Below are 21,960 nucleotides of genomic sequence, written 5' to 3'. Positions count from 1 at the left end.
AGCGCTCGCCGATCAATGGAAGTCACGGCTCGCTGTCGGTAGCGCGCCAAGCCACGGGGTCAGATCCACCAGCCGCTTGGCCTGCACGTGCACCACCTCACCGTCGCGCTGCAACTGACCATACACACCCAGTAGCCGCGCGCCGAGCAACTCTCGGCGTTGCCGCTCGGACAGATCAGCGTAGACGACGATATTCGCCTGCCCGGTTTCGTCCTCTAACGTCACGAAGATCACACCGCGCGCTGTGCCCGGGCGCTGGCGGCCGATCACGATACCGGCGGCGCGAACCAGTGCGCGATCCTGCATCTCGCGGATCGTACCGGCGGGCAGGAAACGCCGCGCAGAGAGGCGCTTGCGCAACAGCGCGAGCGGATGGCGGCCAAGCGACAAACCTGTGGCTGCGAAATCCGCGACGATCTCCTCACCTTCGCTCGGTGCGGTGAACCGTACCGGCACCTCGGCCGGCGGTGTGCTATCGAACAGATCACCCTGCCGCTGCACGCCGCTGACCTGCCAAGCCGCCTGCCGCCGATGCCCGGCGAACGCCTTCAATGCCCCTGCCCCGGCCAGCAACTCCAGCTCCCTCGCGCCCTGCATCGCACGATGCGCCAGATCGTCGACGCAGCTGAACGGCCCCCGTTCGCGGGCGGCAACGATGCGCGCCGCGGCCGCTTGCGGATAGCCGCGGATCTCGCGCAGGCCCAGCCGCACCATCGGCCTCACTTCGGACCGCCTCGCACCGGATGGATACTCGAAACCGCTATCCCAATCGCTGTGCATCACATCCACCGGCAGCACCTGCACGCCGTGGCGGCGCGCGTCCTGCACCAATTGCGAAGGCGCATAAAAACCCATCGGCTGGCTGTTGAGCAAGCCGCACAGGAAGGCCTCCGGCTCATGTCGCTTCATCCAGGCCGAGCTGTAAGCGAGCAGCGCAAAGCTCGCCGCATGCGATTCGGGGAAACCATAGTCACCGAAGCCCTCGATCTGCCGGCACAGCGCCTCGGAGAATTCGGGCGGATGGCCGCGCGCGGCCATGCCTGCGCGCAGCTTCTCCTTAAAGCGATCGATATGCCCCTTTTGCCGCCACGACGCCATCGCGCGCCGTAGCTGGTCCGCCTCACCCGGAGTGAAGCCCGCAGCCACCTCGGCGAGCTTCATCACCTGCTCCTGAAAGATCGGTACGCCAAAAGTGCGAGTCAGCACATCGGCCACCTCTTTCGGCAAGCGATTCATGGCGGCCTGCGCCATCGCTGGGTCAGCGCGATAGGCAAGATACGGATGCACCATGTCGCCCTGGATCGGCCCCGGTCGCACGATCGCCACCTGCACCACCAGGTCGTAGTAGGTCCGTGGCCTGAGGCGCGGCAGCATGCTCATCTGCGCACGCGATTCAACCTGGAAGACGCCAACCGAATCGGCGTGGCACAACATCTCGAAGGTGGCGGCATCCTTGTGCGGCACATCGGCCAGGCCAAACTTTCGCCCGCGCCGCTGGCTGACCAGATCGAGCGATCGCTTGAGTGCAGTGAGCATGCCCAGCGCCAGCACATCGACCTTCAACAGCCCCAAGGTTTCCAGGTCTTCCTTGTCCCACTGGATCACCGAGCGATCTTGCATTGCGGCGTTTTCCACCGGCACCAAGCGAGCCAATGGCCCCTGCGAAATCACGAAGCCACCCACATGCTGAGAGAGGTGGCGCGGAAAGCCCATCAGCATGTTGGTCAGTGCAAGCCATTTCGACACGCGCGGGCTCTTTGCATCGAGCCCGATTTCGGCGAGCCGCTCGGGCAGTTGCTCACGCTTGTCCCACCACGCCAGAGAGCCAGACAACGCATCGATCTGCTCGATGCCGAAACCCAGGGCACGCCCCGCGTCGCGCAACGCACCCTTGGTGCGGTAACGGATCAGCGTGGCGGCCAGTGCGGCACGTTCCCGGGTGTACTTTTCGTAGATGTACTGGATGACGATTTCGCGGCGCTCGTGCTCGAAATCCACGTCGATATCTGGCGGCTCGTTCCGTTCGCGCGACATGAAACGCCCGAACAACAGGAAGGCCCGCGTTGGGTCGACCTCTGTGATGCCCAGCGCGTAGCAAACCACCGAGTTGGCCGCCGAGCCGCGCCCCTGGCACAAGATACCTTCACGCTTCGCGAAGCAGACGATGTCATACACCGTGAGGAAGAAAGCTTCGTACTTGAGCTCTGCGATCAGCGCGAGTTCGTCTTCGACACTGCCCAGCACCGTGTCGGGCACCCCTTTGGGATAGCGCTGCGCGAGGCCCGCAAAGGCTTCGCGCCGCAGGTAGCTGGTCGGCGTTTCGCCGTGCGGCACGATTTCGTCCGGGTATTCGTATTTGAGTTCTTCCAGCGTGAACTTGCACTGCGCTGCGATACGGGTCGATTCCTCCAGCATCGCCGCCGGGTACAGGCGCGAGAGGCGCAACGGCTGCCGCAGATGACGTTCAGCATTGGGGTAGAGTTTGTCACCCGCCTGGAAGACCGTGGTGTTCAGGCGGATCGCCGTCAGCACATCCTGCAGCGGGCGGCGCAAGCGTGCGTGCATATGCACGTCGCCACTCGCCACGCAGGGCATGTCACAGGCGTCGGCAAGTGCTTGCAACGCAGCCAGCTTCGCTGCGTCGTCCGGCCCGCTGTGCAGTTCCACCGCCAGCCAGATGCGGCCGGGGAAGCGTTGCGCGAGCCAGCGACCGTCTTCCGCGCTCAAGCGCTCGTCCGGCACCCACAGCGCGAAGCAGTCCGGCACCGCGCCGCTCGGCGGTACCGATTCCAGATCGCCGCGCACCAGTCGATATTCGCCTTTCTCCGCACGCCGACGCCCGAGCGTGATCAGCGCCGAGAGGTTGCCGTAGCCGGCGCGGTTCTTCGCCAGCAGCACCAGCTTGAGGCCACACTCGAAGCGGAACTCAGCGCCGTAGATCAAGCGGAAAGCAATCTCGCCGCCCGCCGCGTCGCGCAATTGCCGCCAGGTATCGAAGGCCCTCACGGCACCGGCAAACGAACACTCATCGGTAATCGCCAGCGCGGTGTAGCCAAGCTGGTGGGCGCGCTCGACCAGTTCTTCCGGGTGCGATGCGCCACGCAGGAACGTAAAGTTCGAAATGCAGTGAAGTTCGGCGTAGGCCGGCAGCGATGTCATGCGAAAAGCCCCTGCAGCCACCAACCCGCGGCATCGCGGTAAATCCACAGCCACTCGCCACGTAAGGAACGGGCAACGTGGTAATCGCGCCGGATATCGCCGAGCCCTTCGCCGGCATCCCACCAGCCACTCTCGATCCGCTCGGGGCGGGTGAGCAGTTGCAGGGGGCCGTCGTGATGTGGGCGACCCGCGCGCTCTGGCAAGGAGCGCGGTTCGCGCAGCAGCCACAACGGGCGCAGCGGTGCATCGCCTGCCACCGCAGCCTGCGGCCAATCAACCGCGACGGTGCTGCATTCGGGGCGGTGCCCCGCTACCGTTGCAAGACCATGCACCGCTTCACGCCCCAATCGCGCGCGCAGGCGTTCGATCACTGGCGCAATGCCTTGCGCACCCGCCTCACCGAACATCGGCACGCTCTCACCCGGCATCGCCTCGATTCGTTCTGCCACGAGACGCAGGCCCACCACGGGGGCTGCAAGTTCAAGCCGATCGAGCCGTTCGCGCAGCACCCGCAGCAGCCGCTCGCCATCGCGAGTAGGCGCAGCAAAGCCGAGCACGAGTTGCGAATCCGCCACGTCCTCATGCTCCAGTTCCAGCGTGCATTGCTGCAGACCGGCCCCTCGCGCGTTGAGCCAACCAGCCAGCGCCTGCAGCAAGCGGCGCGCGCCAAATAGCAACATCGGCGCCTGCTCGACCCGCGCAGGCAATTCGAGGTATTCGGAAAAGCGTTCGGGGAAATCAAAGCCGCGTCGCAAATCAGGCAAATTGCCACGGGCTTGCGCTAGCTGCGCCGGCAAGGCGGGGCCGAAGCGGCGCGCGAGCGTTGCTGCCGGCAAAGCCTGCAGGGCCCCGATGCGCCCGATCCCGAGCACCGCCAACCGGCGCGCAGAACGCTCATCGAGCCCCATCACCGCTACCGGAAGCGCTGCCAGCTGCGCCTGCTCGTCGGCAAGTGTTTGCGTCAGCTCGGGCGGCACGCCCGCACGCGCAAACCACTGCGCTGCGAGCGGCGTACTCGCCAAACCAAGGCTGACCGAATAGGCCTCGGCCGCAACGCCCGCCTCGGCTTGCTGCAACAGGGGTTCGAGGCCGCCGAACAAGCGCAGGCTGCCGCCGATGTCGATCAGCAATTCGTCCGGTGGCGCCAGGCAGACTTGCGGGCTGAAACGCCCAGCCCAGCAGGCCAGACGCGCCAATGCGGCCGATTCGCGCAACGCATCGCGTTCGCAGGCGCTCAACTGCGGCGCCAGGCCCAGGGCGCTCGACAACTTCTGCCCCAACTGCACACCCAGCGCCTCGGCCGAGGCATCCGTCGCGATAACACGGCCGCGCGCCACCGCCACCGCCGGGGGCCGGGCCGCGAAAACTTCGATCGGAAGACGAAACATGCGTAGCGCTAGCCAGCGCATCGAGAGCCTCCCGGGAACCACGCCTGCGCGCAGTCATCACGCCCGGCAAATGTCCGCGGCGCCAGCGAGAACAGGCCTTCGGCCGCAAACGAAAATCGATTGCGAGCCGGGCACCGGCTAAACCCGGGCGCCATTCTTCACCCCTGCAAGCGGAACACCTGTGGCAACACCCTGCGCAACAGTTTGCAAAGGGCTTGGGGTCTGCCGCGCCGCCAAACGCGTCCAATTGATTGGCCGTTCGACCGGCAGGATCAGTGGCGCCGCCAGCGGTGGCCCACGGCGTTTGACGATATGCAGCGCCAGCCCGGTCGCCTCTGCCGCGAGCGAGATCCGGAGCGGCGCCGGCGATGCGCTGTCGACAAATCGATCGGGGCGAAAAACAAAAGCGAGCGCTTGCTGCCCCGCCATCGCCAGTTGCAGGCGGCGCAACGCCCGTGCATCCGATTCCGGCAACCAGGCCAGTAACGCGGCAACCGCGCCACTCGCGAGCAGTTGTTCGCACGCCCAGGCTGCATCGTCGCGTGCAGCCTCCACCACGATCAGGCGTGAAAGACCGGGGCCGAGACCTTGCCAGGCCGGTGCATGCGGCAACCAAGGCGGCGACACCAACAGCACCCAGCCGGCTTCCGCATCGAGCGCACGCAGCGCCGGTCGCAGCAAGGACAACTCTCCAAGGCCACCGCCCAACCCGGCCTGCGGCAACAGTAGTTCGGTCAACGCCCCCCGTGGCCAACCGCCGCCGGGCAGCAAGGCATCAAGGCTGGCAAAACCGCTCGCAAGCCCAGCCTGCTCTGCACAGCCCAGAGCGTCGCCGCGCCACAGATCGGCGCGCTGCAACAGGGCGGAAAGAGGAAACGGGGCGGCAGACATGGCAGAAAGCGCTGCAGACGTGGAAACGGTGGCTCAGTGGCATCGGCAAGGCAGGCCTGCTCATGGCACAAGCACACGCGCTCTCAGGGCAATGCTGCATGCGGCCGAGTGCCGAGACGCGGACCTAGCACCGCATGCCACGCCGGGGCAGCGGGGCGATAAGCGCGCTGCCGTACGCCGGGCAAACATGCAGGGGCTGTGCATTGGCGTTTGCATCAGAGGCATCGCCGATGCCTGCGAAACGCTTAGAAACTGCGCCCGTCGACCTGAACCCGCGGCACGCTGGCCAGATCAAGATCCTGCAGGCAGCGCAGGTTGACCGCCGCGGTTTCCTTGCCATCTGGCGAACGCCCAAACCCGAAAGGGGAGCAGCCGCAGATCGGGCAGAAGTGATGCTGGATCACATGCCGGTTGAAGGTATAGGTACTCATCGCGCTCGGCGGCGTCAGCAGGCGAACCTGCTCGCGCGAGACGAACCAAAGGCAATAGCCCTTGCGGCTGCAGTGCGAGCAGTTGCACTCGATACCCTGCTCGACTTCGCCTTCAACTTCGTAGGCAATCCGCCCACAGTGACAACTGCCGTGATAGTGCATGTTCGCTGCTCCGCTCGATGTCGCACCAAGGAGGCGGCGCGACAACTGTATTTTATTACAGTATTCGAGCGAAGCAAGCGGTCGTTTTTGGGGGTTGCCGCCCGCGCTACGGGTTGCCCGCTGTCACCGCCGCCCGCGGCAAGACCTTGGCGGCCAAGCGCGCATCACCCTTGAGCAGACCGACCTCGTCGCTCAGGATTCGCGCGCTTTCGGTCAGCAGCACATCCGGTTCTTCACGCTTTTTCTTGGCCTTGTCGGTGCGCGTCTTGCCCGCAGGGCGTTCGCTATCCAACAGGCCGTCATCGGCATCGTCCGGGTCGAGCGCGATAGCGCCACCTGCCACAGCTTTGCCTTTGCCGGCCTTGCCTGTCGCCTTTGCGTCTTCCGCCGCACGCTGTTTCTGGCGCGCATCCTGCGCATCGCGCTCGGCACGACGATCGGCTTCATTGAGCGAAACGGTCATGCGTTTGCGCAGCGCGGCGATCTCGTCCGCATCCTCACTCAGACGCTTGAGCGCACGGTCGCTGCTCAACCGCAACTGGTAGCGCGAACGCAGATCCGGAATCAGCCCACCGAGTTCGCCCGCCGGGGTGAAGCCCGCGGGTTTGATCTGGATCGCCGGCAAGGCGTTATCAAAGCTGGATTCGCCCAGACGCTCGACATCACTGAGCAGCGGGAAGGCAATGTCCGGCTTCACACCCCGCAGTTGTGTGGTGTCGCCATTGACGCGGAAGAACTCCGCCACCGTCAGTTTGACTTCGCCGTAGACCGGCTTCTCGGATTTGAGCAACTGGTCGAGGCTGACCACCGTCTGCACCGTGCCTTTACCAAAGCTCGGCTCGCCCAGCACCACACCGCGTCCATAATCCTGGATCGCTGCAGCGAAGATCTCCGATGCAGACGCCGAGAAACGGTTGATCAGCACCGCCATCGGCCCGCTCCAGGCAAAACCGGGGCGGGTATCCGACTCCACCACCACCTTGCCTTGCGCATCGCGCTGCTGCACCACCGGCCCCTGATCGATGAAGAGGCCGGTGATCTCCACCGCCTGCCGCAACGAGCCACCGCCGTTGTTGCGCAGATCGACCACGACGCCGTCGACCTTGTCCTTCTTCAGTTCGCCCAGCAGACGCGAGACATCGCGCGAAGCGCTGCGGAATTCCTTGTCGCCCTGGCGCCGCGCCTCGAAGTCCTCATAGAAAGAGGGCAGCGTAATCACGCCGATCTTGCGCACCGAAGCGCCCTCTTTCACCTCGATGATCGATTTGCGCGCCGCCTGTTCTTCGATGCTGATCTTCTTGCGCGTGAGCTGAATCAGCTTGCGCTTGCCATCGAGCCCAGCATCGCCCGGCAGCACATCGAGCACCACCACGGTATCGAGCTTGCCGCGGATCTGGCTGACCACGTCATCCAGCCGCCAGCCCAGCACCTCCGTCACTGCCGCATTCGTACCCTGCCCCACGCCGACGATCCTGTCGCCCACTTTGAGCTTGCCCGACAGCGCAGCCGGGCCGCCGGGCACCAGTTCGCGAATCGTCGTGTATTCGTCGCGCGTCTGTAGCACCGCGCCGATCCCGACGAGCGAGAGCTTCATCGAAATATCGAACTCTTCCGATGCGCGCGGGCCGAGATAGTTGGTGTGCGGATCCACCGCAGTGGCGTAGGCATCCATGAAGACCTGGAACACGTCGTTCGCGTTGGTCTTGTCGATGCGGCTGAGGAAGCCTTCGTAACGCTTGTCCAGCGTGGCGCGGATCGCGTCGTCCTTCTGCCCGGCCAGGCGCAGCCTCAGCCAGTCGTTCTTGACGCGCTTGCGCCACAGATCGCGCAACTCGTCCTGCGTGCGCGGCCACTCGGCCGCCTTGCGGTCATAGTCCAGCGTCTCCTTCTCGGTAAAGTCGAAGCCCGCCTTCAGCAACTGCCGCGAGTAGGTGTAGCGCTCGATCTGGCGATCGCGATAGGTGTTGAACAGCGCGAACGGAACGCGCATGTCTTCGGCGAGGATCGCGTCGTCCAGCCGCTTGCGCGCGGCGGAGTAGAGATCCACATCGCGTTGCAGGAACAGCACCTTCTCCGAATCCAGCGCATCTAGGTAGTGGTCGAACACCTTCACCGACAGCGCGTCGTCCAGCGGCGGCGCCGAGTAGTGATAGCGCGACAGCAGGGTCGCAACCATCTTCGCCGTCGAAGCCTGATGTTGCTGCGGCGTCAGCGGCGTTCGCGCAGGCGACTCCAGCGCCCAGGCAACGGACAGCGAGCACAGCCACAGCACGACACACATCAGGGTTTTCTTCATTCAGTTTCTCCGCTTTCGCACCGGCCCACCGCCGGTCTTTCACTGTCACCTGCTACCCGACACCGGATTTCAACGATGCCTGAGCGCCGAGCGTATCGCAGTTCATGAACACGCCCCAAGGGCAGTCAGCACAGACTACCCAAGCGCCCACGGCGCAGAGCTTACCCACTTTGGTAAATCGAAGTTCCCGCGGGCACAGTCACAAACGTAACGTCTTGTCGTAGCCGGTGAGTTCAAGGTAGCCACGCCCGATTTCACGGCCACCCTCCAGCGCCCGCACAGCGCCTTCCCAGTAAATCGCACCGGTCGTGCTGCGGGTGTCGAGTTCCTGGTCGTCCATCAGCGGCGTCAGGCTGATGGTACGGCCGGCAAAGCGCACGCTCTGGCTCACCGGCCAGCGCACGCCCGAACGCGGGCTGTGCCATTCGCGCTGCACCTGCCACGCAACGTCCGCCGGGCCGAAGTGCTGGATCACGCCATCGGCGCGCTGCAGCGTGCCGCCGTGCCACAGCGCGCCACCGTCGTGGCGGCGCATGCGGAACAGCATCAGCGCCGATCCGTCGTGAAGATTGATGCCGGTCCAGTCCCAACCCGCTGCATCGGGGTGCATCAGGCTGCTGGACCATTCATGGTCGAACCAGGCCTTGCCGGATACGTTCAACGCCCGTTCGGCGACGCGTACCCGCCCGCGAACCGGCAGTTGCGGCAGGCTCACATACTGGCTGGCGTGTTCCGCCCCCGGCGCTTTCTGGCTGTAGCCGCCCTCGCCGTGCAGCAGCGGAGCCCCGGTCGGGCCGAAAGCAAGCTGCAGAGCGAACTCGCCTGCATCGACATCCGCCTTGAAGTGGGCCGCCTGTCGCCACAGGCGCCAACGGTCGAGCCGCACATCGCAATCGCCCTCGCTCGCCCCAACCAGGCCAGACATGCTGCGTGCGGTGCGGGCGGCATGCAGCAGATGGCCCGCTTGAGGCCTGGCCAGCGCCGCATGCGCAACGACGAGGTGGTGCGGCGCGAAGCGGCTCGGGTTGGCCTCGGCGATGCCGGGGCGAATCTGGAAGAAAGTCAGCTGGAAGCCGAAGGGCGCCAAGCCCACCGCTTCAAGCCAGCCGGTGAGATACCACCATTCGATGCGGTGCGCGGGGTGAGCACCGTGATCCTCCGGAAAGCGCAGCGTCTGCGGCTGCACCGCCGGGTACGCCACCGCGGCAACCGCAGGCGCGATGGGCACGATCGGCGCGGCTGCGATCAAGCCCAGCATGCGACGACGCAGCGGCTGCATCAGGCATCCTCCCGCACTGCGCGCACCGCATCGAGCCGCATTGCCTGGCCGCCCGCGAGGCGCGCTGCCAGTGCGGCGAAGCCGAGCATCGCGACGGCGAACAGCGCAAGGCTGGCGCCGGGGACCGCAAAGTCCATGCTCCAGTGAAAGCTCTGCCGATTCACCACGAAAATCAGCAGCACACTGATCGTCGCCCCCGCCAGCATGCCGCCGAGCACACCGATACCCGCCACCAGGGCGCCTTCCAGCGCAAGCATGGTGCCGATCTGCCCACGCGTAACGCCGATGTGGCGCAGCATGCCGAACTCGCGCCGCCGCGCGGCCGCCAGCGCCGCGAAACTCGCCGCAATGCCGAAGAGCCCGATCAGCACCGCGCAGGCCTCCAGCGCGTAGGTCACCGCGAAAGTGCGGTCGAACAGCGCGAGGCTGCTGCGCCGGATCAGCTCGGCGCTGGCGATCTCGACACCGGGCCCGAACAGCGCTCTGACGCGCTCGCGCAGCGTATCCGGCGCCACACCCGGCGCGGCCCAGATGGCCACGTCGTTGGCACGCATATCGCCGGTCAGCGCCTGGTAGCGGGCGAGGTCGATCAGGATGGCGCCGCTTTGCCGCGCGTAGTCGCGCCAGATGCCAGCGACCTCAAAGCGGTGCTCACCGCCGCCAATCGGAATCCGCACCCGCTGCCCGGTTTGCCAGCCGTAGAGATCGCTCATCGCCTCTGAGACCCAGACACAATCGCCGCTGCAGGGCCGCAGTTCGCGCATCGGAAACACCCGGTCGGCGCCTTCCGCAGGCACCGCTCGGGCGACCAGAGCCACCGGAAGAGCACCCCCATCGAGGCGGATCTGTTCGTGCCGGATCGGCTCAAGCCGCGCGAGCCCCGGAAGCGCCGCGAGCCGCTTCAGCGCATCCGGCTCCAAGCCTACCGCGACTGCGCCCTGCGCGCTGCGCAGATACAGATCCGCCGGCAGCACCCGCGCCAGCCAGGCATCCACCGAATCGCGGAACGACGCCACCATGATGGCCATCGCCACCGACAAGGCGACGCTCGCCAGCACACCACCCGCCGCGATCACCGCATGGCTCGGCGCCGCGGCAACGCGGGCACGCACCAGGCCCAGCAACAGACCGGGCCAACGCGCAAGCCAGCGGGTAAGCAGATGAGCCAGCGCTGGCAGGCACACCACCGCACACGCCAGCACACAGGCAACCGCGAGGTAACCGCCGACCGGTAAGCCGCGAAATGGCGGTAGCGCAGCCAAAGCCACGGCCATCGTCGCCAACACCGCCGCCGCGCGATGATGCACGCGCGCCGGTGGCAGCAAGGCTTGATGGCTGCTTCGCAATGCCGGTGCGATGTCCGCATTGGCGGCGCGCCACGCTGGCCACCACGAGCCCAGCGCCGAAGCCGCGAGGCCCAGCAGCAGAAACGCGGCGCTCGCGAACGGATCGAACTGCAGGGTTGGGCGCGACCCGGCAAAGTACCCGGCCCCCAGGTCGCCACCCAGCGTGTGCAGCGCGAGCGCGGCAAGGCCGTGCCCGACAGCTACGCCGAGCAGGCCGCCGACCAGCCCCACCGCGCAGCCTTCCGCCAGCACACCGCGGAGCAGCTGAGCACGCGTCACGCCTAACGCACGCAGCAACGCGAACTCGGTCTGGCGCCGCACCACCGACAGGCTCTGCGTAGCGAATACCAGAAACGCGCCGGTCGCCAGCGCGATAACGGCCAGCATCGTCAGATTGGCGCGGTAGGCGCGCGACATGTCGGCGGCCTGCAATTCCCGCTGTGCGGGCGGCACCAGCTGCAAGCCAGGCGGCAGCAACGCCTTCAGCGCGGTGCGGGCGGCGGGTGTGTCGCCGCCGGTCGCCCAACGCAGGTCGATGCGCGTCAGGCGGCCAAGGTGGCCGAAGCGCCATTGCGCAGCGGCGATATCCATCAGCGCAGCAAGCTGCCCTGGGCCAAATCCGTTCGCCACACCGCCGATGCGAAGCACGACGGCTTCGCCGCCCAGCTGCAAGCGCAGCGTCCGCCCCGCACGCAAGCCGAAGGTCTGCAGCGCGGCGGGGGACAGGTAGATCGAATCCGGGTCGAGCAGTGCCCCGGCGTCCAGTGTCGGGCCGGTATCCGGGCGCAGCGCGGGCTGGATCTGAAGCGATCGAAGCAGATCAAGCCCGAGCACCCGCAGCGGCGCATCACGGCCGGGCAGGCGTACATCCAGTTCCACCACCGGGCTTGCAACCGCCACGCCCTCGCTGAGCGCGACCCGCGCGAACAACGCGTCGTCAAAGCCATTGCGAGGCCCGACGATCTGCAGGTCGGCCTCACCCGACAGCACGCGGACGCCATGCGCGAATTCGTCGAGCGCGGACCGATTGACCACGCTCACGGCCACACCCAAGGCCACGCCGAGCATCACCGCGAGCAGGCTCAAACTGGTGGCGAAGCGGCGCCGGCGCAAGCTCGATACGAAGAGGCCAAGCAGCAGTTTCATGCGGCGTGCAGCCCGCCATCGGCAAGCCGCAGCACGCGGTCCGCCACCGTCGCCGCGTGCTGCGAATGCGTCACCATCAGGCACATCGCGCCCTGCTCGCGCACCTGCTCGGCGAGCAGCGCCAGCACGCGAGTCGCGTTGTCCGGATCGAGGTTGCCGGTGGGTTCATCGGCCAGCACCAGCGCGGGCCGATGCACCAGCGCGCGCGCAATCGCAACACGCTGCATTTCGCCGCCCGAGAGTTCCGTCGGCATGCTCGCCGCACGCGCCACAAGCCCGACGCGGTCGAGCATCGCCGACGCCGCCACACCGGCCGCCCGCGCGCCGTGGCCGTTGAGCCGCAGCGGCAGCGCCACGTTATCGCCCACCGTCAGATGCGGCAGGATGTGGAAGGACTGGAATACGAAGCCGAGGGCATGTCGGCGCCACAGCGTCAGCGCCCGCTCGTCGAGCCCGCCGAGCGCCTGACCGGCGACAAGGATCTGACCGGCGTCCGGCGGTTCGAGCCCCGCAATCAAGTTCAGCAGCGTGGATTTTCCAGTGCCGGACTCGCCCATCACCGCAACGAACTCGCCGACCTTCATGTCGAGCGACAGCCCGGCGAACAGCACGCGCCCCGCAACGCGCTTGGTCAAGCGAGAAATTTCGAGTTGAACCGCCACCCTGCCCCCTGCCTGATTCCATATCCTGGCGCAGCAAGCGGTGCCACACGGCTCCGCTATACTGCGCCCCCCATGCCGGTCGATCACTACGAGAACTTCCCTGTCGCGTCCGTCCTGTTGCCGCGGCATCTGCGCCCGGCTGTGGAAGCCCTGTACGCCTTCGCTCGCAGCGCCGACGACATCGCCGACGAAGGCGATGCGCCGCCAATCCAGCGCCTTGCGCAGCTGAATGATTACCGGCGCGAGATCAACGCAATCGACCGCGGCGAAACGCCAAAGTTGCCGATGTTCGCACGGCTGGCCGATGCCGTACGCGCCCACCAGTTGCCCACCGTGCTGCTGCGCGATCTGCTCGATGCCTTCAGCCAGGACGTCGGCAAGACGCGCTACGCCGATTTTGCCGAGCTGCGCGACTACACCCGCCGCTCCGCCGACCCTGTCGGGCGCCTGATGCTGCGGCTGTTCCGCGCCGACACGCCGCAGCACATCAAGTGGTCCGACCAGATCTGCACCAGCCTGCAGCTGATCAATTTCTGGCAGGACGTTGCGATCGACTGGGCCAAGGGCCGCGTGTATCTTCCGGCCGAAGATCTCGCCCGCTTTGGTGTCGATGAGCACCAGATCGCTGAAGGTCGCATTGATGCCAACTGGCGCGCGCTGATGGCCTTCGAGGTCGAGCGCACCCGCGCGATGATGCGCGAAGGCGCCGCGCTGGCGCTGGCCCTGCCGGGCCGCTTCGGCTGGGAATTGCGCCTAGTGGTTCAAGGTGGCCTGCGTATCTGCGAGGCGATCGAGACCAATGATTACGACGTGTTCCGCCGCCGCCCCAAGCTGGCACGGACCGACTGGCTGCGCCTGATCTGGCGCGCGCTGCGAATGAAACCATGACGCCTGACGAATACTGCCAACAGAAAGCCGCTGCGAGCGGATCTTCCTTCTACTACAGCTTCCTGTTCCTGCCGCCAGCGCGGCGCCGCGCGATCACTGCGCTGTACGCCTTCTGCCGCGAAGTGGACGACGTGGTGGACGAAACCCTCGATCCGCAGTTGGCGCTAACCAAGCTCGCCTGGTGGCGCAAGGAGCTGGCTGCGGTGTACAGCGGCAGCCCGCAGCACCCCGTTGGCAAGGCACTGCAGCCGATGGTGCAGCAGTTCAACCTGCCGCAGGAGCACCTGTCCGAGATCATCGACGGCATGGAGATGGATCTCACGCAGTCGCGCTATCTCGACTTCAAGGGGCTATCGCTTTACTGCCATCGCGTTGCAGGCGTCGTGGGCCTGCTCGCGGCCGAGATCTTCGGCTACAGCAACCGGCAGACGCAGAAGTACGCACACGAACTCGGGCTCGCGTTCCAGCTCACCAACATCATCCGCGACGTGGGTGAGGACGCCGGCCGCGGCCGCATCTACCTGCCGGTGGAAGAGCTGCAGCGCTTCAATGTGACCGCCCGAGAGATCACCGATCGCAAGCATTCGGACAATTTCCGCGCCCTGATGGAATTCCAGATCGATCGCGCCGAACAGCACTACGAGCAAGCCATGGCGCTGCTGCCGAAGGAAGACCGCAAATCGCAGCGCGCCGGCCTGGTGATGGCCGCGATCTATCGCACGCTGCTGCGCGAGATTCGTGCCGATGGTTGCCAGGTGCTGACCCAGCGCACCTCGCTCGGGCCGATCCGAAAACTTTGGATTGCGTGGCGCACCGCAGTGCGCGCATGAGTCTCAGGCGCGCGCCGGACTAACCGTAGCGGCGCGCAGCGTCCACCGCGAGGCCGGCGCCGATGCTGCCGAACAAGTCGCCTTCAACAGCGCGCGCAGACGGGATTTCAGCGGCAATGCGCTGACGCAGCAGCGGCACGCCGCTGGAACCGCCGGTGAAGAACACCGTGTCGATGCGCGAACGCGGCACGCCGGCGCGGTCCAGCATCGTGCCAACCGTTTCGCCAACGCGGTCCACCAGCGGTGCGATCGCCGCATCCAGCGCGCCGCGCGAGATCGTCGGATGTACCGGCGAACCGCCTTTCCGGTGCAGGCGCGCCAGATCCAGCACCACCTCCGGCACGTCGGAGAGTGCGATCTTCGCCTCTTCCACCTGCAATGAAAGCCAGTGCCCCGCACGCTCGCCGATCAGGTTGAGCAAGAGCTCCAGCTTCTCGCGCTCGGCGCCGTCGCGATACATGTCCTGAAACTCGGTCCACGCCGCACGGGTGTAGCAGAAGTTGATCGTGTGCCAGGTCGCCAGATTGAAGAACGGCGTGGCCGGCAGTTCGGTGCCGTTCTTCTTCTTTGACCGGAAGCCCAGCAAGGGCATCACCTGCGCCAGATTGAACGCGCGGTCGAGATCCGTGCCGCCGATATGCACGCCGGCATTGGCCAGCAGATCCTCGCGCCGGTCATCCAGCTTCGCCCGTTCGGGTGAGAGCCTCACCAGCGAGAAGTCCGAGGTGCCGCCGCCGATATCCGCGATCAGCACCAACTCCTCGTGATCAAGCGATTGTTCGTAGTGGAAGGCCGCGGCAATCGGTTCGTACTGGAAGCTCACCTCGCGGAAGCCCACTGCATGCGCGATCTGCGCGAGGGTGTCCTGTGCGAGCTGATCGGCAGCGCTGTCGTCGTCAACGAAATGCACCGGGCGGCCGAACACCGCCTGGTCGAAGCTGCGGCCGGCCGCAAGCTCGCCGCGGCGCTTAAGCTCGGCAATGAACTGCCGCAACAGATCGCGGAAAGGCAGCAGGCGGCCGAGCACCTCGGTGTTGCCATCCATCAGGTTGGAGCCGAGCAGGGTTTTCAGCGCCCGCATCAGGCGCCCCTCGTAGCCGTCGAGGTATTCGGCCAGCGCAGCGCGGCCGAAGCACACGCTGTCTTCGTCCGCATTGAAGAAGACGGCAGACGGCAGCGTCGGCTTGCCTTCCTCCAGCGTCAGCAAGGCAGGCGCGCCGGGGCGCAACCAGCCAACCGTGGAGTTCGAGGTACCGAAATCGATGCCGCAGGCGCGGGCCGCGTGGTCAAACATGGTGGCGTCTATGCTGAAGGGGCGCGGATGCTACGCCAGCGCTGCGTTGAAGTCCAGCGAAGCGCCCGCCAACGCGCTGACGCGCGTCAAACCTGAGCGCACAGCGCCGGGTGTAGCGTCACAGCCAAGAAGACTCACAAAGGAGGCAGCCATGACGACCCCGCAAGATCTGAGGACTCTCGCCCTGCTAGGCCACGCGGGCGCCGGCAAAACGACACTGATCGAATCAGTCCTCGTTTCCGCCGGCGCGATTCCGCAGGCAGGCAGCGTGGACCGCGGCACCACGGTCTGCGATTACGATCCACTCGAAAAGGAACATGGTCACTCCGCCAAACTGGCGGTCGCAAACTTCGAACGCGCCGGCACGCTGGTGCATCTGCTGGACACCCCCGGTTTCCCCGACTTCGCCGGCCAGGCACTCGCAGCGCTGGACGCCACCGACACCGTGGCCACCGTCATCAACGCGCAGAACGGCATCGAGATCACCGCCCGCCGAGCGATGCTATGGGCGCAGACACGCAAGCTTTGCCGCCTCGTCGTGGTGAACAAGATCGATGCCGAGCGGGTGAACCTGCCCGCCCTGGTTGAAGAGCTGCAGGCTGCCTTCGGCCGTGAATGCCTGCCGATAAACCTGCCCGCTGATGGCGGCGGCCGCGTGGTCGATTGCTTCTTCAATCGCAGCGGGGACCGCACCGATTTCAGCTCGGTCGCCGACGCGCACCGCGCGTTGGTCGAGCAAGTCGTGGAAGTCGACGAGGCGCTGACCGAGCGCTACCTCGAAGGCGAAGAGATCGCCCCGGAAGCGCTGCATGATGCGTTTGAACGCGCACTGCGCGAGGACCATCTGGTGCCGGTGCTGTTCGTATCTGCCCGCACCGGCGCCGGCATTGCAGAGTTGATCGACTTCATGGTTCGCCTCGCCCCCAGCCCGCTGGAAGGCAACCCGCCGCTGTTCGAGAAATGGCCGGGCGGCAACGCCGACGCAGCCGAACCACTGACGGTGAGCCACGATGCGAACGACCACGCGCTAGCGCATGTATTCAAGGTCGAGGTGGACCCCTACATGGGCAAGATTGGCGTGGTGCGGGTTCTGCAAGGCACGCTCACCCCGGATACCCAACTGTACGCCGGCGAGGCCCGCAAGGCTTTCCGCGTCGCCCACCTGTTCCGCATCCAGGGCAAGCAGCTCACGCCGATCGACCGTGTCGGCCCCGGCGAGATTTGTGCAATCACGAAGATCGACGACATCACCTTCGATGCCGTGCTGCACGACGCGCCGGAAGATGCGGTGATCCACTTCCGCCCGCTGCCGATTCCGCACGCGGTGTATGGCCTCGCGGTGCGCGTAAAACGCCGCGGCGACGAGCAGAAACTCGCCGAGATCCTGCACCGGCTTGCTGCCGAAGATCCGGGCCTGCACGTCGAACATGACCTGACAACGCATGAAGCGGTGATCCGTGGGCAAGGCGAGCTGCATCTGAGCCGCATCCTCGAAAAGATGCGTGCTCAGTACAAGCTCGAAGTCGACAGCCACCCGCCAACGATTCCGTACCGCGAAACCATCACGTCGCCGGCCGAAGGCCACCACCGCCACAAGAAGCAAAGTGGCGGGGCTGGGCAATTCGGTGAGGTCTATCTGAAGATCGCCCCGCTCGCCCGCGGCGAAGGCTTCCGCTTTGTCGACGCAGTCAAAGGCGGCACGATCCCGGGCGTCTTCATTCCCGCTGTGGAGAAAGGCGTGCGCGAAGTGCTGGGTGGCGGTGCGATTGCCGGCTTCCCGGTGCAGGATCTGGAAGTGACCGTGTATGACGGCAAGACCCACCCGGTGGACGGCAAGGAAGTCGCCTTCATCACGGCCGGCCGCAAGGCATTTCTCGATGCGATCAGCAAGGCGCGCGGCATGGTGCTGGAACCGATCGTAAACCTTGAAGTGACGGTACCAGAAATGGCGATCGGCGACGTGAATGGCGAACTGGCGCTGCGTCGTGGTCAGGTCACGCAGACCGGCACAGCTCGCGGCGGCATGGTGACGATCAACGCACGCGCGCCACTGGCCGAGCTGAATGACTTCCAGGGTCGCCTGAAGTCAATCACTGGCGGACAGGGCAGCTACACGCTTGAGATGGCCGACTACGAGCCCGCGCCACCAAACGTTCAGCAAGCGCTGAGCGCAGCCTTCAAACCGGTCGACGACGAGTAATCGACCCACGCGCCGCGACGCTGCCGAGCGCGTCGCGGCGCGAATTCACCTCGCTCGGGCAAAATGGACACATGTCCTCGCCCTCCCGCCCCATCGCGCTGGTGACAGGCGCCAACGGTTTCGTAGGCAGCGCGCTCGTTCCACAACTCAAGGCACGCGGTTATCGTGTGCGTGCGGCCCTTCGCCAAGCCCGCCTTGGTGCATGGGATGAGTCCGTCGTCATTGGCGACCTGAACTCAACCGTCGATTGGCGCGTTGCAGTGTCCGGTGTCGACGCGATCTGGCACCTCGCTGCGCGCGTCCACGTCATGAACGAGACCGAGACCGATCCGCTCGCAGCGTTTCGCCGCGTGAATGTGGCACGCACCGCTGAACTGTGTAATGCGGCCGCCGCGGCCGGGGTGCGGCGTTTGGTCTACCTCAGTTCGATCAAGGTGAATGGCGAATCAAGCACGCCTGAACACCCATTCCGACCGGAGGACCCGCCCGCACCCGCCGATCCGTACGCGGTGTCGAAGTTAGAGGCTGAAGCAGCGGTCCTCACATCACGTGTCGACGCCGTCGTGCTGCGGCCACCGTTGGTCTACGGGCCCGGCGTCGGCGCCAACTTTGCGCGGTTGCTGGATGTCGTGCGAAAGGGCTACTGGTTGCCACTCGGTGCGATCGAAAATCGCCGCGATCTGGTGTTTGTCGGCAACCTGGCCGACGCCCTTTGCCTGCTCGGAGACCACCCGGACGCGGTCGGCAAGGTGTTCCTGATCAGCGACGGCGAGCCGCTCAGCACACCAGCGCTGATTCGTGCGGTCGGCGACGCGCTGGGTAAGCGGGCGCACCTGATCCCGGTACCGGCGACGCTGCTGCGCGGGCTGCTGTCGCTGCTCGGCAAATCGGCCGAAGCTGATCGTCTGCTCGGTTCGCTCGAAGTCGACGTCTCAGCGCTGACACACGGGCTTGGCTGGCGGCCGCGGTACTCACTTGCCACCGCACTGGCTGCGACGGTGGCCGGCGCCTGACCCTCAACGCCCGTCGCCGCTGACCTCAAAGGCAAGGTCGAGCTCGAAAGATGTGCCGCGCAGGCTGGTCGGCAGCTCGACCCGCGCCGCGGCCTTCATCAGCGCGTCGCGCAGGCGAAGCTCCAATTCGCGGCTGCCTCGTTCACCGCTGAAACTCACCGCCAGCAAGCGACCGCCGTCCCCGAACACCAGACGCGCTTGCGCGGCGGCACCGGCCGCATCCGCCGGCAAGGAGAGACCTGCAAGTCCGCTCGCCAGTGCGATGCGCACCCCGCGCAAGGCGCTGGCATCCAGCCCCTGAGCTTCGGGCGTCAGCGGCGCTGAGTCCGGTTGAGGTTTGGGCGGATCAGGCGAGCGAGCCGTTCGCGCCTTGCCTGAAGCTACGAACCGCTCCCTTTCGGTTTGCTTGGGCGCGCGAACAGTGGGCCCGCCCTCCGCCTTGCTAACCATACGCGGCGTCGCAGCATCGCCACTTGCACCCAGACCGGTCGCAGCCCCCTTCGCTGCAAGTCGAACCCGCAGACTGCGCGCCCCTACATCGATCGTCGGAAACAAGCCTAGCGCCGCGCCATGCACCACGAGCGACAGCAGCAACGCCCAATAAAACGGGCGGTCGTGGCGTATCGCGCGACGCAGCGAAGTAGTCATTGAAATCACACATGCAAGGCGTATGCTCTACAGGATTGTAGAGAGAGAGTCGCCGTGATCCTCGTTGAACGCGGCACGGTCGCGGGCAATTCGCGACGGCCGCTGATCCTCACGCTCGATGTGCATGGCCAGCCCTTCCGCTGGGTCAGCTGGCAGCATGCAGTGATCTACTACGCGCGCGATCAGGTCGCCTGGTCAGCCGGCGACAACGAATTCATGATCCACGGCGGCATGCGGCGCGACACCGGTCTGCGTTCAGTCATCACCGCCAACAGCATCATCGCAATCCGCGGCAAGGCCCTCAGCCAGCGCGCCTTGCAGCAAGTTCCGCCCCTCTCCAATCGCGAACTGTTCCACCGCGACCGCCAGGTCTGCGGCTACTGCGGCACCCACCTGCCAGCGGGCAAGCTGACGCGTGACCATGTGCTGCCGGTCTCACAAGGCGGACGCGACATCTGGATGAACGTCGTCACGGCATGCGACTTATCCCGATCAAAATCACTACCAGTACACGATGTGAGTGAGTGGTCTCCTGCTAAAACGTCGAGTAGGAGCGTCTCGCGAACCCGTAACCGTTACCAGTTGGCGCTACGAGTTCGCAAGGAGGCCCGATGACACCCCTACTTCTCGCCATTGACAGCGCCGGGTTCCCGGCACGCTGGCTGACCTGGCAGGAGGCCATCGTTGACGACGTTCTGGGGAAGTTCGCGTACGGCTTCGGAGACTTCGAGTTCGCCTTCCGGGGCGGTACGAACCGCCAGACAGGCCTGCAGTCGCAGATCGAACTGAAGAGCATCTTGGTGCTCAAGGGACGCACGCCAGAGGCCTGCAAGCAACCGACTATCGCGCTGACCAACGAGGCCTTGTTCCGCCGGGATCGCAACATGTGCGCGTACTGCGGCAAGGTGGGTTTGAGGGGCCTGACGCGAGATCACATCAAGCCACTGTCCAAAGGCGGGCTCGACTCTTGGCAGAACTGCTGCGCCTGTTGCTCGTCCTGCAATGCAGCCAAGGGTTCGCACACGCTGGACGAGTTAGGCTGGGACTTGCTGTACGTGCCGTACGCGCCGAGCCATCAGGAAGGCCTGATCCTCCAGAACAGGCAGATCCTGGCCGATCAGATGGAGCTGCTCCGGGCGATGCTGCCAAAGCACTCCCGCCTGGCGTCATAGACAGCCTGACAAGCCTAGACAAGTCTTGGCTCGTCAGGCAGCCACGGATCAGCGGCTAGAAGCTCGCCTCGATCGATTCCCACCGCTTGTCCTTGACCATCACGAATCGGCAGCGTCCTGCGGACAGGTTCGCCCATAGGCCGCCGATCAACCGGTCATCTTCCGCGCCAGCCCAACGATCTGCGCCTTTGTACTCGACGGCGAGGATCGGGCCGGGCTGGTCTGCGCTGCCCGACAGCTGACACAGGAAGTCAGGGTAGAAGCGCCCGTCCGCCTTCTGCAGGAAGAACGAGCTGCCTTCGCGCCGAACGAGGTTGCGCACCCAGAACTGGATGCGTCCCTGCTGCGCCTGAATGTCCAGCCAGCAGGCGCACTCGAACTCCTCCTTGCTGTCGAAGTCACCGATGCGGCCGTAGAAGTGCTTGCGGAAGTCGAAGTGCCCGAAACGGCCGTCGTAGTCACGGCTGGGCGCGTAGGCCTGCGCGTGGAATTCGAAGGCGTACTGATCCGTCACCGCGACGCGCGATGCCGCGTCGTCTCCGAACAGCGCCTGCTGAAACGCCTTGCCCACCGCCTGCCTGCGCAGGTCACGGATGCGCGCCTCTAGCAGATTGCGAGTCAAGAACTTTTGCAGATTGGCGCGGGCCAGCGTGAAGCCTTCCCGGCGCAACAGTTCGGTCAGCCACTTGGCAACGAAGGCCTGCTTGCTGGCATGGGTGAGTGACGGCTCCGGCAGGTTCCTGCACAGCCACGTGGCGAGACGTACCTCGTCCCAGTGCTCGGGCTGATAGACCAGCCCCAGGTCACGCTGCAAGTCGGGCAGGAAGCGCGAGACGACCTTGCCGCTCACGCCGTCGACATCGATCTCGCCGCCTTCGGACACCTTGAGGCCCGCGCCCAGCGCAGTGATATCGTCACCTGTCGGCGCGGCGTCATACGCCGACAAGTCCCATGGGTAGTCGAGCACCTCAGGGTCGTCGAACAGTTGCAGCTCACCCTGAACGCGCAAGGCCAGCTGTGGCACGCGGAAGCGCACCCCCAGCTCGGCCGGCTGTTGACGCTCGTTGAAAACTGACCAGAAAAGCGAGGTAGTGCGCGCTGAAAATTGACCAGGGTGATTAACTCGTCTGCTCATTTTTTGAGCAGGATTTTGGA

16 protein-coding genes and 1 pseudogene are annotated in these 21,960 nt (G+C 65.7%); 6 read left to right on the top strand and 11 right to left on the bottom strand.

The window, feature by feature from the left end:
* Nucleotides 1–12 precede the first annotated feature (12 nt).
* The 8 genes from ACE3P0_RS09905 to ACE3P0_RS09870 form a co-directional block, all read right to left on the bottom strand.
* Nucleotides 13–3,159, bottom strand: coding sequence for an error-prone DNA polymerase (locus ACE3P0_RS09905; protein ID WP_374402359.1), 3,147 nt, complete (start codon nucleotides 3,157–3,159; stop codon nucleotides 13–15).
* Nucleotides 3,156–4,547 (bottom strand): DNA polymerase Y family protein, encoded by a 1,392-nt coding sequence (locus ACE3P0_RS09900; protein WP_374402357.1) that lies wholly within the window; start codon nucleotides 4,545–4,547, stop codon nucleotides 3,156–3,158. Before ACE3P0_RS09900 ends, ACE3P0_RS09905 begins: the two co-directional genes overlap by 4 nt.
* A 138-nt stretch (nucleotides 4,548–4,685) precedes the next feature.
* A complete protein-coding gene (gene imuA / locus ACE3P0_RS09895; protein WP_374402354.1) occupies nucleotides 4,686–5,438 on the bottom strand; it encodes a translesion DNA synthesis-associated protein ImuA in 753 nt (250 codons plus the stop codon).
* 245 nt (nucleotides 5,439–5,683) lie between these two features.
* Nucleotides 5,684–6,031 (bottom strand): GFA family protein, encoded by a 348-nt coding sequence (locus ACE3P0_RS09890; protein WP_374402352.1) that lies wholly within the window; start codon nucleotides 6,029–6,031, stop codon nucleotides 5,684–5,686.
* A gap of 106 nt (nucleotides 6,032–6,137) precedes the next feature.
* Complete coding sequence (locus ACE3P0_RS09885) at nucleotides 6,138–8,327, bottom strand: carboxy terminal-processing peptidase (RefSeq protein ID WP_374402350.1); 2,190 nt, start codon at nucleotides 8,325–8,327, stop codon at nucleotides 6,138–6,140.
* Between the two features lie 199 nt (nucleotides 8,328–8,526).
* Nucleotides 8,527–9,606: a lipocalin-like domain-containing protein gene (locus tag ACE3P0_RS09880; RefSeq protein WP_374402348.1), complete on the bottom strand. Its 1,080-nt coding sequence runs from the start codon at nucleotides 9,604–9,606 to the stop codon at nucleotides 8,527–8,529.
* The gene (locus tag ACE3P0_RS09875) at nucleotides 9,606–12,098 is read right to left on the bottom strand and encodes an FtsX-like permease family protein (protein ID WP_374402346.1); all 2,493 of its coding nucleotides are present in this window, start codon (nucleotides 12,096–12,098) and stop codon (nucleotides 9,606–9,608) included. Before ACE3P0_RS09875 ends, ACE3P0_RS09880 begins: the two co-directional genes overlap by 1 nt.
* Complete coding sequence (locus tag ACE3P0_RS09870) at nucleotides 12,095–12,733, bottom strand: ABC transporter ATP-binding protein (protein WP_374402344.1); 639 nt, start codon at nucleotides 12,731–12,733, stop codon at nucleotides 12,095–12,097. Before ACE3P0_RS09870 ends, ACE3P0_RS09875 begins: the two co-directional genes overlap by 4 nt.
* Before the next feature lie 99 nt (nucleotides 12,734–12,832).
* Here ACE3P0_RS09870 and hpnC point away from each other — a divergent pair, with 99 nt between their 5' ends.
* Both hpnC and hpnD read left to right on the top strand, forming a co-directional pair.
* Nucleotides 12,833–13,648, top strand: a complete 816-nt coding sequence (hpnC, locus tag ACE3P0_RS09865; RefSeq protein ID WP_374402342.1) for a squalene synthase HpnC — start codon at nucleotides 12,833–12,835, stop codon at nucleotides 13,646–13,648.
* Nucleotides 13,645–14,478: a presqualene diphosphate synthase HpnD gene (gene hpnD / locus ACE3P0_RS09860; protein ID WP_374402340.1), complete on the top strand. Its 834-nt coding sequence runs from the start codon at nucleotides 13,645–13,647 to the stop codon at nucleotides 14,476–14,478. Before hpnC ends, hpnD begins: the two co-directional genes overlap by 4 nt.
* Nucleotides 14,479–14,497: 19 nt before the next feature.
* Here the strand turns inward: hpnD and ACE3P0_RS09855 are convergent, their stop codons facing one another.
* Nucleotides 14,498–15,772 (bottom strand): Hsp70 family protein, encoded by a 1,275-nt coding sequence (locus ACE3P0_RS09855; RefSeq protein WP_374402338.1) that lies wholly within the window; start codon nucleotides 15,770–15,772, stop codon nucleotides 14,498–14,500.
* A 151-nt stretch (nucleotides 15,773–15,923) separates the two neighbouring features.
* Between ACE3P0_RS09855 and fusA the strand changes: the two genes are divergently transcribed.
* Nucleotides 15,924–17,972: an elongation factor G gene (gene fusA, locus ACE3P0_RS09850; protein ID WP_374402336.1), complete on the top strand. Its 2,049-nt coding sequence runs from the start codon at nucleotides 15,924–15,926 to the stop codon at nucleotides 17,970–17,972.
* Between the two features lie 71 nt (nucleotides 17,973–18,043).
* On the top strand, nucleotides 18,044–18,985 hold the full coding sequence (locus ACE3P0_RS09845; protein ID WP_374402334.1) for an NAD-dependent epimerase/dehydratase family protein: 942 nt from the start codon (nucleotides 18,044–18,046) through the stop codon (nucleotides 18,983–18,985).
* Nucleotides 18,986–18,988: 3 nt separating this feature from the next.
* On the opposite strand, the gene ACE3P0_RS09840 is transcribed toward ACE3P0_RS09845, so the two are convergent.
* The gene (locus ACE3P0_RS09840; protein WP_374402332.1) at nucleotides 18,989–19,633 is read right to left on the bottom strand and encodes a hypothetical protein; all 645 of its coding nucleotides are present in this window, start codon (nucleotides 19,631–19,633) and stop codon (nucleotides 18,989–18,991) included.
* A gap of 54 nt (nucleotides 19,634–19,687) precedes the next feature.
* On the opposite strand from ACE3P0_RS09840, the gene ACE3P0_RS09835 reads away from it, so the two are divergent.
* Together ACE3P0_RS09835 and ACE3P0_RS09830 are read left to right on the top strand one after the other, a co-directional pair.
* Nucleotides 19,688–20,248 carry an HNH endonuclease gene (locus ACE3P0_RS09835; protein ID WP_374402330.1) on the top strand — a complete coding sequence of 187 codons (561 nt, stop codon included), beginning with the start codon at nucleotides 19,688–19,690 and terminating at the stop codon, nucleotides 20,246–20,248.
* On the top strand, nucleotides 20,245–20,805 hold the full coding sequence (locus ACE3P0_RS09830; RefSeq protein ID WP_374402328.1) for an HNH endonuclease: 561 nt from the start codon (nucleotides 20,245–20,247) through the stop codon (nucleotides 20,803–20,805). The genes ACE3P0_RS09835 and ACE3P0_RS09830 overlap by 4 nt, the downstream gene beginning before the upstream one ends.
* A gap of 55 nt (nucleotides 20,806–20,860) precedes the next feature.
* Here the strand turns inward: ACE3P0_RS09830 and ACE3P0_RS09825 are convergent.
* Nucleotides 20,861–21,960, bottom strand: a pseudogene (locus tag ACE3P0_RS09825) (hypothetical protein); the annotation flags it as partial.

Source organism: Niveibacterium sp. (assembly GCF_041909475.1).
GTDB lineage: Bacteria > Pseudomonadota > Gammaproteobacteria > Burkholderiales > Rhodocyclaceae > Niveibacterium.
The sequence above is the reverse complement of the archived record's forward strand: the minus strand, read 5'-3'. Positions and strand labels throughout refer to the sequence as shown.

Bases quoted from the DNA above. Each gene is read 5' to 3' on its own strand.
- ACE3P0_RS09905 (WP_374402359.1), bottom strand. From the start codon at position 3,159: ATGACATCGCTGCCGGCCTACGCCGAACTTCACTGCATTTCGAACTTT.
- ACE3P0_RS09900 (WP_374402357.1), bottom strand. From the start codon at position 4,547: ATGTTTCGTCTTCCGATCGAAGTTTTCGCGGCCCGGCCCCCGGCGGTG.
- imuA (WP_374402354.1), bottom strand. From the start codon at position 5,438: ATGTCTGCCGCCCCGTTTCCTCTTTCCGCCCTGTTGCAGCGCGCCGAT.
- ACE3P0_RS09890 (WP_374402352.1), bottom strand. From the start codon at position 6,031: ATGCACTATCACGGCAGTTGTCACTGTGGGCGGATTGCCTACGAAGTT.
- ACE3P0_RS09885 (WP_374402350.1), bottom strand. From the start codon at position 8,327: ATGAAGAAAACCCTGATGTGTGTCGTGCTGTGGCTGTGCTCGCTGTCC.
- ACE3P0_RS09880 (WP_374402348.1), bottom strand. From the start codon at position 9,606: ATGCAGCCGCTGCGTCGTCGCATGCTGGGCTTGATCGCAGCCGCGCCG.
- ACE3P0_RS09875 (WP_374402346.1), bottom strand. From the start codon at position 12,098: ATGAAACTGCTGCTTGGCCTCTTCGTATCGAGCTTGCGCCGGCGCCGC.
- hpnC (WP_374402342.1), top strand. From the start codon at position 12,833: ATGCCGGTCGATCACTACGAGAACTTCCCTGTCGCGTCCGTCCTGTTG.
- hpnD (WP_374402340.1), top strand. From the start codon at position 13,645: ATGACGCCTGACGAATACTGCCAACAGAAAGCCGCTGCGAGCGGATCT.
- ACE3P0_RS09855 (WP_374402338.1), bottom strand. From the start codon at position 15,772: ATGTTTGACCACGCGGCCCGCGCCTGCGGCATCGATTTCGGTACCTCG.
- fusA (WP_374402336.1), top strand. From the start codon at position 15,924: ATGACGACCCCGCAAGATCTGAGGACTCTCGCCCTGCTAGGCCACGCG.
- ACE3P0_RS09845 (WP_374402334.1), top strand. From the start codon at position 18,044: ATGTCCTCGCCCTCCCGCCCCATCGCGCTGGTGACAGGCGCCAACGGT.
- ACE3P0_RS09840 (WP_374402332.1), bottom strand. From the start codon at position 19,633: ATGACTACTTCGCTGCGTCGCGCGATACGCCACGACCGCCCGTTTTAT.
- ACE3P0_RS09830 (WP_374402328.1), top strand. From the start codon at position 20,245: ATGACACCCCTACTTCTCGCCATTGACAGCGCCGGGTTCCCGGCACGC.